16 protein-coding genes are annotated in these 13531 nt (G+C 67.1%); 8 read left to right on the top strand and 8 right to left on the bottom strand.

Features of this window, described 5'->3' with window-relative positions; all coding sequences use genetic code 11:
- The coding region (locus tag G3O06_RS42085) for an MFS transporter (protein ID WP_205819599.1) at positions 1-727 on the top strand (727 nt) is incomplete at its 5' end.
- Positions 728-859: 132 nt separating this feature from the next.
- Entirely contained in the window at positions 860-1630 is a 771-nt protein-coding gene (locus G3O06_RS42080) for an ABC transporter substrate-binding protein (protein WP_174916117.1), read from the top strand.
- Positions 1631-1708: 78 nt separating this feature from the next.
- Here G3O06_RS42080 and G3O06_RS42075 read toward each other — a convergent pair whose 3' ends face one another.
- The gene (locus G3O06_RS42075; protein ID WP_174916118.1) at positions 1709-2092 is read right to left on the bottom strand and encodes a hypothetical protein; all 384 of its coding nucleotides are present in this window, start codon (positions 2090-2092) and stop codon (positions 1709-1711) included.
- Positions 2093-2141: 49 nt separating this feature from the next.
- Positions 2142-2297 carry a hypothetical protein gene (locus G3O06_RS42070; RefSeq protein ID WP_174916119.1) on the bottom strand — a complete coding sequence of 52 codons (156 nt, stop codon included), beginning with the start codon at positions 2295-2297 and terminating at the stop codon, positions 2142-2144.
- Here G3O06_RS42070 and G3O06_RS42065 point away from each other — a divergent pair.
- On the top strand, positions 2296-2817 hold the full coding sequence (locus G3O06_RS42065) for a GNAT family N-acetyltransferase (RefSeq protein WP_205819598.1): 522 nt from the start codon (positions 2296-2298) through the stop codon (positions 2815-2817). The genes G3O06_RS42070 and G3O06_RS42065 overlap by 2 nt on opposite strands.
- 145 nt (positions 2818-2962) lie before the next feature.
- Here G3O06_RS42065 and G3O06_RS42060 read toward each other — a convergent pair whose 3' ends face one another.
- From G3O06_RS42060 to G3O06_RS42035, 6 genes are all read right to left on the bottom strand, one after another.
- Positions 2963-3337 (bottom strand): Ivy family C-type lysozyme inhibitor, encoded by a 375-nt coding sequence (locus G3O06_RS42060; protein WP_240202135.1) that lies wholly within the window; start codon positions 3335-3337, stop codon positions 2963-2965.
- Positions 3338-3509: 172 nt separating this feature from the next.
- Positions 3510-4982, bottom strand: coding sequence for an amidohydrolase family protein (locus G3O06_RS42055; protein WP_205819596.1), 1473 nt, complete (start codon positions 4980-4982; stop codon positions 3510-3512).
- Between the two features lie 60 nt (positions 4983-5042).
- Positions 5043-6521 carry a sodium:solute symporter gene (locus G3O06_RS42050; RefSeq protein ID WP_175000458.1) on the bottom strand — a complete coding sequence of 493 codons (1479 nt, stop codon included), beginning with the start codon at positions 6519-6521 and terminating at the stop codon, positions 5043-5045.
- Positions 6518-6730, bottom strand: a complete 213-nt coding sequence (locus G3O06_RS42045; protein WP_174979155.1) for a DUF3311 domain-containing protein — start codon at positions 6728-6730, stop codon at positions 6518-6520. The genes G3O06_RS42050 and G3O06_RS42045 overlap by 4 nt, the downstream gene beginning before the upstream one ends.
- Before the next feature lie 39 nt (positions 6731-6769).
- Positions 6770-7840, bottom strand: a complete 1071-nt coding sequence (locus G3O06_RS42040) for a porin (RefSeq protein WP_241020515.1) — start codon at positions 7838-7840, stop codon at positions 6770-6772.
- Positions 7841-8192: 352 nt separating this feature from the next.
- On the bottom strand, positions 8193-9080 hold the full coding sequence (locus tag G3O06_RS42035) for an IclR family transcriptional regulator (protein ID WP_205819595.1): 888 nt from the start codon (positions 9078-9080) through the stop codon (positions 8193-8195).
- Positions 9081-9374: 294 nt separating this feature from the next.
- On the opposite strand from G3O06_RS42035, the gene G3O06_RS42030 reads away from it, so the two are divergent.
- The 5 genes from G3O06_RS42030 to G3O06_RS42010 all read left to right on the top strand — a co-directional run.
- Positions 9375-10457, top strand: a complete 1083-nt coding sequence (locus tag G3O06_RS42030) for an ABC transporter ATP-binding protein (RefSeq protein WP_174916126.1) — start codon at positions 9375-9377, stop codon at positions 10455-10457.
- Positions 10458-11435, top strand: coding sequence for an ABC transporter permease (locus G3O06_RS42025; RefSeq protein ID WP_205819594.1), 978 nt, complete (start codon positions 10458-10460; stop codon positions 11433-11435).
- Positions 11432-12226 (top strand): ABC transporter permease, encoded by a 795-nt coding sequence (locus G3O06_RS42020; protein ID WP_205819593.1) that lies wholly within the window; start codon positions 11432-11434, stop codon positions 12224-12226. Before G3O06_RS42025 ends, G3O06_RS42020 begins: the two co-directional genes overlap by 4 nt.
- 2 nt (positions 12227-12228) lie before the next feature.
- Complete coding sequence (locus G3O06_RS42015; protein WP_205819592.1) at positions 12229-12573, top strand: (2Fe-2S)-binding protein; 345 nt, start codon at positions 12229-12231, stop codon at positions 12571-12573.
- Positions 12570-13531, top strand: a 962-nt coding sequence (locus G3O06_RS42010) for an FAD-dependent oxidoreductase (RefSeq protein WP_205819591.1), incomplete at its 3' end; no start/stop codon positions are given. The genes G3O06_RS42015 and G3O06_RS42010, both read left to right, overlap by 4 nt.

Genomic DNA, 13531 nt, shown 5'->3' with positions numbered 1-13531 from the left:
CGCCTTCGGCGGCTGGCATCTCGCGCTCGCCGTGTGGGCGGTGCCCGCGCTCGTCACGCTCGCGCTGTGGCGCGCGAAGGCGCCGCGCGACGCCGTGCACGCGACGGCCGTATCGGCCCCGATCACCGCGTTCGCCCGCCTTCCGCGCGCGTGGCAGCTCGCACTGTTCTTCGGGCTCAGCAACAGCGGCTACGCCAGCCTCGTCGCGTGGCTGCCCGCGTTCTACCGCAGCATCGGCATGAGTCCGCAAGCGAGCGGCAACCTGCTCGCGTGGATGGCGCTGTTCCAGGCGACCGGCGCGCTCGCGATGCCGATGCTCGCGAAACGTTCGCCCGACCGCCGCGCCGTGCTGTGGCTCACGCTCGCGCTACAGGCGGCCGGCTTCGCCGGGTTCGCGATGCTGCCCGCGTTCACGCCGTGGCTCTGGGTCGCGAGCGTCGGCCTCGGGCTCGGCGGCTTCTTCTCGATGAGCCTGATCGTCACGCTCGACCACCTGCCCGACGCGCGGCTCGCCGGCGCGCTCGCCGCGTTCGTGCAGGGCATCGGCTTCCTGACCGTCGCGGCAAGCCCCTGGCTGATCGGCTGGCTGCGCGACGCGGGCGGCGGGTTCGCGATCGCGTGGTGGATGCATCTCGGCGTGATCGCCGCGATGGCCGCGCTGAACGCCGTGTTCGCGCCCGCCGGCTACCGGCACAGCATGGTGCGCATCACCGGCGCCGCTCGATAACCCCCTTCGAATCCGGACGAACGCTTCCGGCGATCGTCCAGCCGCCCGCGCATGGCCGGGCGCGGGCAGTCACGCCCATCGGCCGCTGGTTCGCTTCACAACAAACAACATCAATCGGTATTGGAGACAGTCATGAAAAAGCTCGTTCTGGCCGTGGCGCTCGCGCTGACGGCCGGCGCCGCCGCCGCGAAAGACCCGGCGGCCCTGCGCCTCGGCGTCGACCCCAGCTATGCGCCGTTCGAATCGCTCGCGCCCGACGGCAAGCTCGTCGGCTTCGACATCGATCTCGGCAATGCGATCTGCGAACGGATGAAGGTACGCTGCGTGTGGGTCGAGAACGCGTTCGACGGGATGATCCCGGCGCTGAAGGCGCGCAAGTTCGACGGCGTGCTGTCGTCGATGAGCGTGACCGAAAAGCGCCTCGCGCAGATCGCGTTCACGGACAAGATCAACAACGTGCCGCCCCGGCTCGTCGCGCGGCGCGGCTCGAACCTGCAGCCGACACCCGAATCGCTGCAGGGCAAGAGCGTCGGCGTCGAGCAGGGTTCGACGCAGGAGACCTATGCGCGCACGTACTGGGAGCCGAAGGGCGTGGTCGTCCGCACGTACCAGACGCAGGATCTCGTCTACCAGGATCTTCTGTCGGGGCGGCTCGATGCGTCGCTGCAATCGTCGGTGCAGGCCGATCTCGGTTTCCTGAAAACCGCGAAGGGGGCGAACTTCGAATTCGCGGGGCCGCCGCTGCATGACCCGAAGACGCTCGGTGTGGGTTCCGCGATCGGGGTGCGCAAGGATGACGACGCGCTGCGCACGCAGATCAACCAGGCACTTGCGAGCCTGATCCAGGACGGGACTTACCAGCGGATCGCGAAGAAGTATTTCTCGTTCGACATCTACAACTGACGGGCGAGAACGGAAAATGCGAAGGGGCGTCACGCATGAGTGCGCGACGCCTCTGCTTCGTTGACCGAACGATATCGACTAAGCCGCTCGCTGCAACAGGTCGGTTGCGAAAGACTTCGCGTGCGCGACGGCTTCCTGCGCGTCGCCGAACACACCGAGCTCATCCCAGTGTTCTTCGGCCGCATACGTTCCCCTGACGGCGAGCGCCCGCTGAACGCTCAACTGCGCGGCGTATTTGCCGTCCTGCAACGGCCGGGCCGTTGCAACCACCTTGTGCGGAGGGCTGGCCCGCTCCGGCTGAACCAGTTCGACGGCGCCACCGGCCACGTCGACATACATCAACTCATTCCTGGTTTTGCAGTCCGGGCAGTAGAAGCACCACCCCGCGTCCTCTTGATGGGGCCTGACCTGCCCGCGAGCCAGCACGGCGCGGCATGCAACGTTTTCGCAGATGAACGGCATGGCAGTCTCCGAAGTTGTTTGACGGAAATCCTAGCATGTCCGTCGGCGGTCAACCACCGGCATCGGCAAGAATGCCGTGCGGATAATCAAGGTCGAGCGCAAAAGCCCTTCGCACGCCGCGCACGCAGTGCAACCAGACGATCGCAAACCTCTCGTCACCCGGGATAAACTGTCCGCCCGACCCACGAACCGAGCCATTCTTCATGTTGATCCGCGTTGCAACACCGTCCGATGCCGTCCCGCTTGCCGAACTGAAGCGCGACACGTTTCGCGAAACCTTTCTGCATGACGGATTCAATATCGACTACCCGCCGCACGATCTGGCCGCGTACGAGACCCAAACCTACTCGGTAGAAGCGGTCACGGGCCAGCTCAACGATCCCCTGTGCCGCACGTGGGTCGCCGAAAGCGACAACGGCCAGCTGGTGGGGTATGCACACGCGGGGCCGTGCAAGCTTCCGCACCCGGAGGTTGCCGACGGTTCGGGGGAGATACATCAGATCTACCTTCGGCGCGGTACGCAAGGGACCGGCGCCGGGCGCGCGTTGTTCGATTCCGCACTGGACTATCTGGCAACGGAACGCCCCGGCCCGGTATGGCTTGGCGTGTGGTCCGGCAACGCGAAGGCCATCGCCTTCTACGAGAAAGCCGGGTTCAAGCGCGTCGGCACTTACGATTTCAAGGTCGGTGAAGCGACCGACCTGGAATTCATCTACCGTCGTTGACCTTCGCCACTGCATGACGACCGAGCCCCGCCGGCAAAAGAAAAGGGGCGCCGCGCACGATTGCGCGATGCCCCTGCTTCGCTTCGGCCAGCCCGGTCGCGCAACGATGGCGATTGATGCGTGACAGGCCGTCAATCGGCCGGCGTCACTTGTAATTGAACGCGTCGGGGTGGTTCTCGAGGCTGCCCGTCAGTGCCGCATACAGAATCGTCCGTCCGTCGATCGATTCGCTCCCGCCGCCGATATTGAGCCAAGTCAGCTTCTCGGCGCCCTCCTTCGGACCCGCGACGGACAGCACGCCGTACATCACCTTCTTCTGCGGATCGTACAGCACCGCGATGCGCTCCGACCCGCAGTTGTGCGGCTTGCAGGCAGTCATCACGTAGACGTCGTGCCCGCCGAACACGACGGTGGTTCCCGGAGATTCGGTGCCGTTCGTCACCCATGCCGGCACTGCGTGACCTTTCTTCATTGCGGTGAACGCGTCGCTCGCCGCGCGATCGCCGGGGATTGCACTCATCGTCCATGTTTTCGTGGGCGCGGGGCCCGCGGCCCATGCGGCCTGGACAAGGATCAGCGCGGCAGCGGCGAGAGGAATCCTCAAGTTCATATATCCACTCCTATCAATATGGCGATTCCTTAGTCGCCACAACACCGAAAAGAGTTCTGCCCGTCGCGTCAACTTTTGTTAATCAATAGCGGCTACGCCCCCACAGCGTCTTCGGCTCGTCGAGCAAATGACGCAACCCGCTGCGCTCGATCGTGATCTCCGCGACTTCGTTCACCCGTTCGAGAACCGCGTTCTCGTCGACCGACAACACGCGCCGATCCTCCATCAGCACCCTTCCGCCGACCATCGTCATGCACACGTCAGCCGCGTTCGCGAAGCACGTCACGCGATACACCGGCATGTTCATCGGCATCATGTGCGGCCGGAACAGGTCGACGAGGATGATGTCGGCGAGCTTGCCGGCTTCGAGCGAACCGACCTCGTGATCGACCGACAGTGCCTTCGCCGCGTCGATCGTCACCATCTCCAGTACCTTGCCGTGCGGCAGCACGTCCGGGTCGCGGAAATGCCGGCGGTGGTAATGCATGCACTGCCACATGTGGCGGAACATGTCGTAGCCGCGATCGGGTGCCGCACCGTCCGACGCGATCGCCACCGTCACGCCCGCATCGATCAGCTCGGGCACCGGGCAGCGCCCGATGATCGACATGATCGCGCTCGGGTTGTGGACGATCGCGGTGCCCGTCTCGACGCATGCCGCGATGTCGTCGTCGGTCAGGTCGATGCTGTGCGACATGAACGACGTCGGGCCGAGCAAGCCGAGCTCGCGATGCGCGAACGCGAGCGTGCCCGCGCGGTGGCCGTCCTGCGTGAACGTCAGCCCGCGCTCGCGCGCCAGCGCGCCGTAACGTGCGGCCTGGTCGCGGAAATCGCGCTCGTACCGTGCGAGTTCGGAGTCGTGCTCAGGCCCGTACACAGGGAGCGTGAGCGCGATGCGGATCCGGCCATCGGCATCGCCGTGGCATTCGTCGATGATGCGCTCGCACACTTCATACATCGTGTCGAAATCGATGTCGCGCGTATCGCTGCCGTCCGGCGTGTGGCGCGTATAGGCACGCGGCGCGGGCGGACGCGACGGGCCGACCGCCACGATCGAGCGCGTGCCGGTGCGCACGACCGCGTCGCAATGGCGACGCGCATAGACCGGATCGTCGACGCGCATGATCGAATTGCCGCCGCCGAGCAGCGACACGCCCGTCGTCACGCCGGCCTTCAGCCGTTCGAGCGCCGCGAGATGGGATTCGGTTTCCCAGAACGCCTCGTCGGACGCGCGCGTGTAGATGGTTTCGGCCGCGGCCGACCAAGCATCGCCGTCCGCGCCGCCGATCGTGCGCAGCATCGCGTGACCCGCGTGCGCATGCGCATCGATCAGGCCCGGCAGCACGGCCTTGCGGCGCGCGTCGATCGTGCGCGCGGCGCGGTAGCGCGCCTGCAATTCATCGGTGCTGCCCACGGCGACGATGCGATCGCGGTTCACCGCGACCGCGCCGTTCTCGATCACGCGCCGCTGCGGGTCCATCGTAATGACGCAGCCATTCGCGATCAGCGTGTCGATCGCTTCGCGGTTGTCGTCTCGCTTGTCCTCGGTAGTCATCGCACAGTGTCCTGTTGTCGTTCGATTGATCTTGTTGCCATCCAGCGGCATGAAAATCGGTCACGCCGAACCGACCGGCGCGGCAATACGCGCCTTCAGCTTGCGTTGCACCGCGCTGATCACGATGAACACCACCGCATTCACCGCGAGCGCGACGAGCCCGGGGTTGATCGACGTCAGCGTGTTCGACGCGCCGGGGAACAGCGACGCGAGCGTCACGCCATAGTAGTTCGTCATCGCGATCACGATCGCACCGGCTGCGATGCCCGCGAACGCACCTTCACGCGTGCCGAACGGCCGCTTCAGGAAGCTCGACGCGAGCATCGGCACGAGCTGCGTCAGCAGGCTCGACGAGAAGATCGCGAGCGTGACGAACGTCGCACCGCCGCGCAGCACGAAGTAGACGACCACCAGCGTGAAGATCGGCAGCGCGATCCGCGCGACGCGCGTCACCTCGCGGTCGGTCGCGTTCGGTGCGAAACCTTCGCGGTAGATGTTGCGCGCGATCGTCGTCGATGCGTTCAGCATGATCAGCGAACCCGGCACCAGCGCGGTCAGGAGGCCCGTGCCGCCGACGACGCCGACGAACCACGCGGGGAAGGTCTGCTTCACGAGGCGCAGCAGCGCGAGATCGGTCTGCGCGCCTTCGAGCCCGTGCACGGTCATCACGGCAGCGAAGCCGACGAGGAACAGGAATGCGATCAGCACCTGGTACAACGGCATCAGGATCACGTTGCGGCGCAGCGCGCGCTCGTCCTTCGCGACGTAGATCGCGGTGAAGCCGTGCGGATACAGGTAGTAGCCGAGCGACGTGAGCAGGATCGTCGAGTTGTACCAGCTCAGGTTGAAGCCGTGCTCGGGCATGCGCAGCAGTTCGGGATGCGCGGCGTCGATCTTCGCGAACATCTCGCCGAGGCCGCCGTAGTAATGCATCGGCAGATACAGGCCGAGGAAAATCGCGATCGCGAGGATCAGCACGTCCTTGAAGATCGCGATGCTCGCGGAGCCGTGGATGCCCGACACGACCATGTACACGGCCATCAGCGTCGCGGCGATCCAGATCGCGGCCGCTTGCGGGATCAGCCCGTACGACATCTCGGACACGATCACGCCGAGCCCGCGCAACTGGATCATCAGCAGCGACACCATCGCGAACACCGCGACGACCGAGACCAGCACGCCGATCGCGCGGCTGTCGTACTTCGACGCGAAGTAGTCGGCGAACGACACGAGCCCGCGCTCCTTCGCGTAACGCCAGACGGCCGGCAGCATCCAGTAGCCGATCACGAACGCGAGGCAGCCGTACGACAGGATGTAGAACGCGGGCACGCCCTTGCTGTAGGTCCAGCCGCTCGCGCCGAGGAACGAGAACGTCGAGAACGCCTCGCCGGCCATCAGCAGGAACGTGAGCAGCGAGCCGAAGCCGCGCCCGCCGACCGCCCACTGCTCGAGCGTGAGCTTGCGGCCGCGGCGCGCCATCACGCCGATGGCGAGCGCGAACACGGCGAACGCCGCGATGATGATGATCGAAGCGTTCATCGCGCGTCTCCCGGGCGGCCGGCGCGGGCCGCGTCGCGCTCGTCGAGATGGAACAGGATCGCGAGGATCGCGGCCGTGGCCGCCATCCAGACCAGGTTCCAGACGAGCAGGAACGGCAGCCCGAACAGCATCGGCCGCACCTCGGCGAGCGAGCCGCCCGCATACATCCCGACGAACGGCAACGCCGCCAGCAACAGTTTGAGTTTCATGAATGCCTCCTCCGGAAGACGCGCGTATGCGTCAGAACATCAGAACTTCTGGCGGATGCCGACCACCACCGCCACCTGCGACGTCGTCGACGACGCACTGTCGGTGCCGTCGATCCATGCCTGGCCGACACCCGACGACGCCTTCTGGTAGAAGCCGTTCACGTACACGTCGGTGCGCTTGGACAGCAGGTACTGCACGCCTGCCGATACCTGGTGGTAGTGGCCGCTGTCGCTGGCGCGCGCGACCTGCGTATAGGTGTAACCGGCCGCCGCCATCAGCGCCGGCGTGATCATGTAGCGCAGGCTGCCTTCGTAGTTGTTGAAGCGCAGCGCGCCACCCGTCGCCTGCCCGAAGTTCGAGCCCGTATACAGCAGGCCGAGCGTGGCCGGCCCGATCGCGTAGCTGCCGCCCGCGCCCCAGATCTGCTGGCGGATCGCGTTGCCGAGGCTCGCGCCGAACACCGACTCCGACGCCGGATAGTAGTTATCCGAAGCAACCGCGCCGCTCGTGCTGACCGCCGGATGGTTCACGCGCGCATACGCGGCCCCCGCATTGAGCGGCCCGTTCACGTACGTGACGCCCGCGCTCCAGCTGTTGTCGTTCGCGAAGCCGGTCGAGTTCGAGAAGCCGTACACGAGGTTCGCCTGCAGGCCCGCGATCGTCGGCGACACGTACTTCACCGCGTTGTTGGTGCGGAACGTGTTGTTGATGTCGTCGTTGTCGAACGGGTGCGTCGAGTATTGCGCGAGGAAGCTGCTCATCTGCAGCGAGCCGAGGATGTCCTGCGTCGAGTTGTACTGGCGGCCGAGCGTCACCGCGCCCCAGTTCGCGCCGCTCAGGCCGATCCACGCCGATCGCCCGAACATCCGGCCGCCCTGCCCAAGCGCGCCGTTCGCGACGTTGAAGCCGTTCTCGAGGCGGAAGTTCGCCTTCAGCCCGCCGCCGAGATCCTCGGTGCCGATCAAGCCCCAGCGCGGGCCCGATTCGTTGCCGCCCGTGAATTGCCACAATGCATGGCCCTTCGCGTTGTTCGTGTAGGTCACGCCCGCGTCGACGATCCCGTACAGCGTCACCGTCGACTGCGCGTGCGCGGCGCCCGCAAACAGCATTGCGACCGCTGCGCCCACGCCTGCGGCGCCCGTCTTCCCACCCTTCATTCGCACCATCTCCGTCTTCTCCTCTCCAAACCTGTTCATCGATGTGTTGTGTTTTTTTGATCCTGCCCATCCGCGCCGACCGGGTTGTATAGACAGTCGCTGGATGGTATCCAGCCGCAATCACATCAAGAAATGAAATGTTCAACTGGCGAGCAGTTGAAAATCGAATGGCGGGGAGATGAGCGGGGACGGTGCGTCCCCGCAAGAGAAACGAAAGCGCGCAAGTCCGCTGGACGCGGCGCGCTTTGCTCAGACGTGAATGGCTCGCGTAAGCAAGCTGACGAAACGGCGACGCGTGATGCGCCTATGCGGTTTTCCCTGACAGCCCGTGCATCGGCCGCCGCAGCGCGGCGTCGAACGGGTTGGTGCGCGGCCCGATCGCATCGGCCTGGCGCCGCAGCAGTTCGACGACCATCGGCATCCGGTCGTCGCCGAGGCGCGCCGCAAGCGTACCGACGCTCAGCGCACCGACCGGATACCCGGTGCGATCGAGGATCGGCACCGCGACGCCGGCCATCCCGTCGAGCACGCCGCTGTTGCGGCCCGCGTAGCCAAGCTGCCGCACGCGTTCGATCTCGGTGCGCAGGTACACCTCGTCGAGCACGCCATAGCCGCGAATGCGCGGCACGTTGAAGCGGATCACTTCCTCGCGTTCGGCTTCGGGCAGGAACGCGAGGATCGCGAGACTGCCCTGCCCGACGCCGAGCGCAATGCGCCCGCCGATATCGCCGGTGAACGAGCGGATCGGGAATGGCCCTTCGCACAGGTCGAGACACACCGCGTCGAAGCCGCTTTTCACGAGCAGGAAGATCGTCTCGCCGAGGCTCGCACACAGCCGCAGCAGCGCGGGGCGGCACAGCGTGCGCATGCTGCTCGGGTTGCCGGCCTGCGCGGCGAGCGCGAAGAAGTCGACGCTCAGCCGGTACAGCTTCGATTGCTCGTCCTGCTCGACCATCCCTTCGGCGATCAGCGATTGCAGGATCCGGTGCGCGGTGCCCTGCGTGAGGCCGACGGCCTTCGCGAGATGCGTGACGCGCACGCCGTCCTGCTGCATGCCGGCCAGCGCACGCAGGATCGCGAACGCGCGCTGCAGCATGCCGGTGCCCGGCGCGCCGGCCGCATCGGCGGCGTCCTCGTCCGGGTGCGCCGCGCGTGCGGCGGGCGACGTTCCGGCCGAATGGGGTTCCTGCATGCCGGCTCTCCTCGATGATTTCAATGAACGGAATACGCTAGCCGCCATTGTCGTCCGGCCGAAATTCCGCGGGCATCCGGGTGTGCACGGGATTGACGCGTGCGATTCACGGTTCTGCCACCCGCCATCCAGCGGAACGATTTGCGTGCTGCGCTTCGATCTATTCCGTTCATCGGAATTTTTCAGAAATTCATCCCGTTCAGCAGAATTCGAAATTGACGCTCCGAAATATGGCTGGCTAGAGTCCGCGTCATTGGCACACCGGCCTCGCGGTGTGCGAACCCGGAGCTTCCCATGTCGTTTCTCACGCTTACGGATCTGACGAAAACCTTCGGCGACCTCACCGCCGTCGCCGACGTCAACCTGTCGGTCGAACAAGGCGAATTCGTGTCGCTGCTCGGGCCGTCGGGCTGCGGCAAGACCACCACGCTGCAGATGATCGCCGGCTTCGTCGACGTCACGCGCGGGCGCATCGCGCTCGACGGGCAGGACATCACGCACCTGAAGCCGAACCGGCGCGGGCTCGGCATCGTGTTCCAGAGCTACGCGCTGTTTCCGCACATGAGCGTCGCGGAAAACGTCGGCTTCGGGCTCGACATGCGCGGCGTCGACAAGGCGGAGCGCACGGAGCGCATCCGCGCGGCGCTCGCGCTCGTGCGCCTCGATGCGCTCGCGCACCGCTTTCCGCGCGAGCTGTCGGGCGGCCAGCGGCAGCGCGTCGCGATTGCGCGCGCGGTCGTGATCGAGCCGCCGGTGCTGCTGCTCGACGAACCGATGTCGAACCTCGACGCGAAGCTGCGCGAGGACATGCAGTTCGAGCTGCGCGCGATCCAGCGCAAGATCGGCACGACGACGATCATGGTCACGCACGATCAGTCGGAAGCGCTGTCGATCAGCGATCGCGTGGTCGTGATGGAAGCCGGCCGCATCACGCAGACCGACACGCCGTACCGTGCGTACGAGCGCCCGGAAACCCGCTTCGTGTCGCAGTTCATCGGCAAGGCGAACCTGCTGCCCGGCACGATCGTCGCGCACGACGGCGACGCGATCCGCATCGACCTCGGGCACGGCCTCGCCGAAACCGGCCACGCCGCGCACCTGCCGCCGCGCGAGCGCGACATGGGTGTCGGCGATGCCGTGTCGGTCTGCATCCGTCCGGAGAAACTGCGGCTATGCGCGCCCGATGCCGGCCGCTTCGCCGCGACCGTCACGAGCCGCTTCTTTCTCGGCAGCCAGTGGCTGTACCGCGTCGACAGCGCGCTCGGCGAAGTGCTCGTGTGCTGCCAGAACGAAGGCGCGGAGCCGCTCGCGGAAGGCGCGCCGGTCGGCATCGACTGGCACAGCGATGCGGTGCGCGTGATGAGCAGGGAGGCTTGAATGGGACAGCCCACCCGCCCGCTGACCACCGACGGCGTGCCGGCCGGCCTCGCGCAGCCGGCCACGCCCGATGCCGCACCGGCACGTGCCACCGCCGGACGCGCGCCGCGCGCGACATGGCGTGCGCATGCGCCGCTGTGGCTGATGTGCGCACCCGCATTCGCGCTGTTCGCCGCGCTCGTGCTGGTGCCGCTCGCGATGACGTTCGTGCTGACGTTCTACCGCTTCGACCCGGCGACGGGCGCAATCGCCGCGTTCCAGTTCGGCAATTACGCGGAAGTGCTCGGCTCGTCGTACTTCCACACGATCTTCCTGCGCACGTTCGGGATCGCCGCGCTCACGACCGCGATCTGCGTCGCGGTCGGCACGCCGGAAGCGTACGTGCTATCGAAAATGCGCGACCCGTGGCGCTCGCTGTTCCTGCTCGCGATCCTCGCGCCGCTGCTCGTGTCGATCGTCGTGCGTGCGTTCGGCTGGAGCATGCTGCTGAACACGAGCGGGCTCGTGAACCGGACGCTCGGGCTCGTCGGCCTCGGGCCGTACAAGCTCGAATACACGACCTTCGCGATCGTGATCGCACTGGTACACGTGATGCTGCCGTTCATGGTGATTCCCGTGTGGACCGCGCTGCAACGGCTCGATCCGCAGACCGAGCACGCGGCGCTGTCGCTCGGCGCGTCGCCGTTCACGACGCTGCGCCGCATCGTGCTGCCGCAACTGATGCCGGGCGTGCTGTCGGGCAGCCTGATGGTGTTCGGGCTGTCGGCGAGCGCGTTCGCGATTCCCGGCCTGCTCGGCGGACGCCGGCTGAAGGTCGCGGCCACGGCCGTCTACGACGAATTCCTCGGCTCGCTGAACTGGCCGCTCGGCGCGACGATCGCGGTGCTGCTGCTGATCGCGAACCTCGTCGTGATGCTCACCTACTACCGCGTCCTCGAACGCCGCTACGCACGCAGCCTCGGAGGCGCATCCCGATGAGAAAGAACGGCCCCCTCGCCCTCGCGTTCCACACGCTCGTGATCGTGTTCGTGCTCGCGCCGCTCGCGATCGTCGTGCTGGTCGCGTTCACGCCGGACGAAACGCTGACGCTGCCGACCCACGGGCTGTCGCTGCGCTGGTTCCGCGCGATCCTCGACTACCCCGACTTCGTCACCGCGTTCTTCAACAGTCTGAAGCTCGCATTCGCATCGGCGACGCTGTCGCTCGCGATCGCGCTGCCGGCGGGCCTCGCGATCGGCCGCGCGACGTTTCCCGGCCGCGCGTTCCTGAACGGGCTGCTGCTGTCGCCGCTCGTGATCCCCGGCCTCGTGCTCGGCATCGCGCTGCTGCGCTTCTTCGCGCTGATCGGCGCGACCGGCTCGTTCGCGTGGCTCGTGCTGGCGCACATGATCGTCATCACGCCGTTCGTGATGCGGCTCGTGCTCGCATCCGTCGCCGGCCTCGACCGCAGCATCGAGCAGGCCGCGTGCTCGCTCGGCGCGGACCCGTGGACGACCTTCCGCCGCATCACGCTGCCGATGATCGTGCCCGGCATCACCGGCGGCTGGCTGCTCGCGTTCATCAACAGCTTCGACGAACTGACGATGTCGATCTTCGTCACGTCGCCGCAGACGGTCACGCTGCCCGTGCGCATGTACATGTATGCGACCGAGTCGATCGACCCGATGATGGCGTCGGTGTCGGCGCTCGTCATCTTCATCACCGCCGGCGCGATGCTGCTGCTCGATCGCGTGTACGGCCTGAACCGCATCCTGATCGGCCAACACTGACGATGACTTCCGTTTCCCGTTCAACCGAACCCGTGGACGACGGCGCGCAGTTCGTGCGCGTCGCCGAGCGCGAGCGTGCCGCGATCGCGTTCACGCTCGACGGCCACCCCGCGCAGGCTCTTGCCGGCGACACCGTGCTCACCGCGATCCTCGTCGCGCAGCGCCGCGTGCGCATCAGCGAATTCAGCGGCCTGCCGCGCGCGGGCTTCTGCCTGATCGGCGCGTGCCAGGACTGCTGGGTGCGCACCGAGGCAGGCGCACGCGTGCGCGCATGCTCAACGCCGATCGCCGCCGGCATGCGGATTCTCACAGGCGTGCAGCCCGTTGCAGCCGGAGACACGCGATGACCGACGCACTCCAACCGGTGATCGTCGGCGCAGGCCCGGCCGGTGTGCGCGCGGCCGAGGCGCTGGTCGACGCGGGGCTGCGCCCCGTCGTGATCGACGAGAACGCACGCTGGGGCGGGCAGATCTACCGGCAACCGCCGGCGAACGGCGCTTTCGCACGCGGCAAGCGCACGCTGTACGGATTCGAGGCTGCGAAGGCCGACGCCGTACACCGGACCATGGCCGCGCTGCTGCCGCACGTCGACTACCGGCCGGACACGCTCGCGTGGGCATGCGGCGCGGGCCGCGTCGATACGCTGCAGGACGGCCACGAAGTGACCGTGCCGTATTCGCACCTGATCGTCGCAAGCGGTGCGACCGACCGCATGCTGCCCGTGCCGGGCTGGACCCTCCCAGGTGTCTATACGCTCGGCGGCGCGCAGGTCGCGCTGAAGGCGCAGGGCTGCGCGATCGGCCGGCGCATCGTGTTCGCGGGCACGGGGCCGCTGCTGTATCTCGTCGCGTACCAGTATGCGAAGGCCGGTGCACAGGTCGCCGCCGTGCTCGACACGAGCCCGCTGCGTCGCCAGGCCGCCGCCGCGCCCGCGTTGCTGCGCATGCCGTCGATCCTCGCGAAGGGGCTCTATTACATCGGCTGGCTGCGTGCGCGCGGCGTCGCGATCGAAACGGGCGTCACGCTCGAGCGCGTGCTTGGCGAGCAACATGTGACGGGCCTCGCGTGGCGCGCGGCCGGCGCCGATGCGCAGCCGCGCATGCTCGACTGCGATGCGCTCGGTCTCGGCTTCGGCCTGCGTTCGGAAACGCAGCTCGCCGATCTTGCCGGCTGCCGGTTCGGTTTCGACCCGGTCAACCGTGCATGGTTGCCCGAGCGCGACGCGGCCGGCCGCACGTCGGTGCGCGGGATTTACGTCGCGGGCGACGGCGCGGGCATCGCGGGTGCCGACGCGGCGGAAGCGTA

The sequence above is a fragment of the Burkholderia sp. Ac-20345 genome (genome assembly GCF_017104825.1).
GTDB lineage: Bacteria > Pseudomonadota > Gammaproteobacteria > Burkholderiales > Burkholderiaceae > Burkholderia > Burkholderia lata_B.
This window is presented reverse-complemented; position numbering and strand designations above follow the sequence as displayed.

What these genes read in the sequence shown, in the direction of transcription:
- G3O06_RS42080 (WP_174916117.1), top strand. Translation starts at nt 860, where the DNA reads ATGAAAAAGCTCGTTCTGGCCGTGGCGCTCGCGCTGACGGCCGGCGCC.
- G3O06_RS42075 (WP_174916118.1), bottom strand. Translation starts at nt 2,092, where the DNA reads ATGCCGTTCATCTGCGAAAACGTTGCATGCCGCGCCGTGCTGGCTCGC.
- G3O06_RS42065 (WP_205819598.1), top strand. Translation starts at nt 2,296, where the DNA reads ATGTTGATCCGCGTTGCAACACCGTCCGATGCCGTCCCGCTTGCCGAA.
- G3O06_RS42070 (WP_174916119.1), bottom strand. Translation starts at nt 2,297, where the DNA reads ATGAAGAATGGCTCGGTTCGTGGGTCGGGCGGACAGTTTATCCCGGGT.
- G3O06_RS42060 (WP_240202135.1), bottom strand. Translation starts at nt 3,337, where the DNA reads ATGAGTGCAATCCCCGGCGATCGCGCGGCGAGCGACGCGTTCACCGCA.
- G3O06_RS42055 (WP_205819596.1), bottom strand. Translation starts at nt 4,982, where the DNA reads ATGACTACCGAGGACAAGCGAGACGACAACCGCGAAGCGATCGACACG.
- G3O06_RS42050 (WP_175000458.1), bottom strand. Translation starts at nt 6,521, where the DNA reads ATGAACGCTTCGATCATCATCATCGCGGCGTTCGCCGTGTTCGCGCTC.
- G3O06_RS42045 (WP_174979155.1), bottom strand. Translation starts at nt 6,730, where the DNA reads ATGAAACTCAAACTGTTGCTGGCGGCGTTGCCGTTCGTCGGGATGTAT.
- G3O06_RS42040 (WP_241020515.1), bottom strand. Translation starts at nt 7,840, where the DNA reads ATGCTGTTTGCGGGCGCCGCGCACGCGCAGTCGACGGTGACGCTGTAC.
- G3O06_RS42035 (WP_205819595.1), bottom strand. Translation starts at nt 9,080, where the DNA reads ATGCAGGAACCCCATTCGGCCGGAACGTCGCCCGCCGCACGCGCGGCG.
- G3O06_RS42030 (WP_174916126.1), top strand. Translation starts at nt 9,375, where the DNA reads ATGTCGTTTCTCACGCTTACGGATCTGACGAAAACCTTCGGCGACCTC.
- G3O06_RS42025 (WP_205819594.1), top strand. Translation starts at nt 10,458, where the DNA reads ATGGGACAGCCCACCCGCCCGCTGACCACCGACGGCGTGCCGGCCGGC.
- G3O06_RS42020 (WP_205819593.1), top strand. Translation starts at nt 11,432, where the DNA reads ATGAGAAAGAACGGCCCCCTCGCCCTCGCGTTCCACACGCTCGTGATC.
- G3O06_RS42015 (WP_205819592.1), top strand. Translation starts at nt 12,229, where the DNA reads ATGACTTCCGTTTCCCGTTCAACCGAACCCGTGGACGACGGCGCGCAG.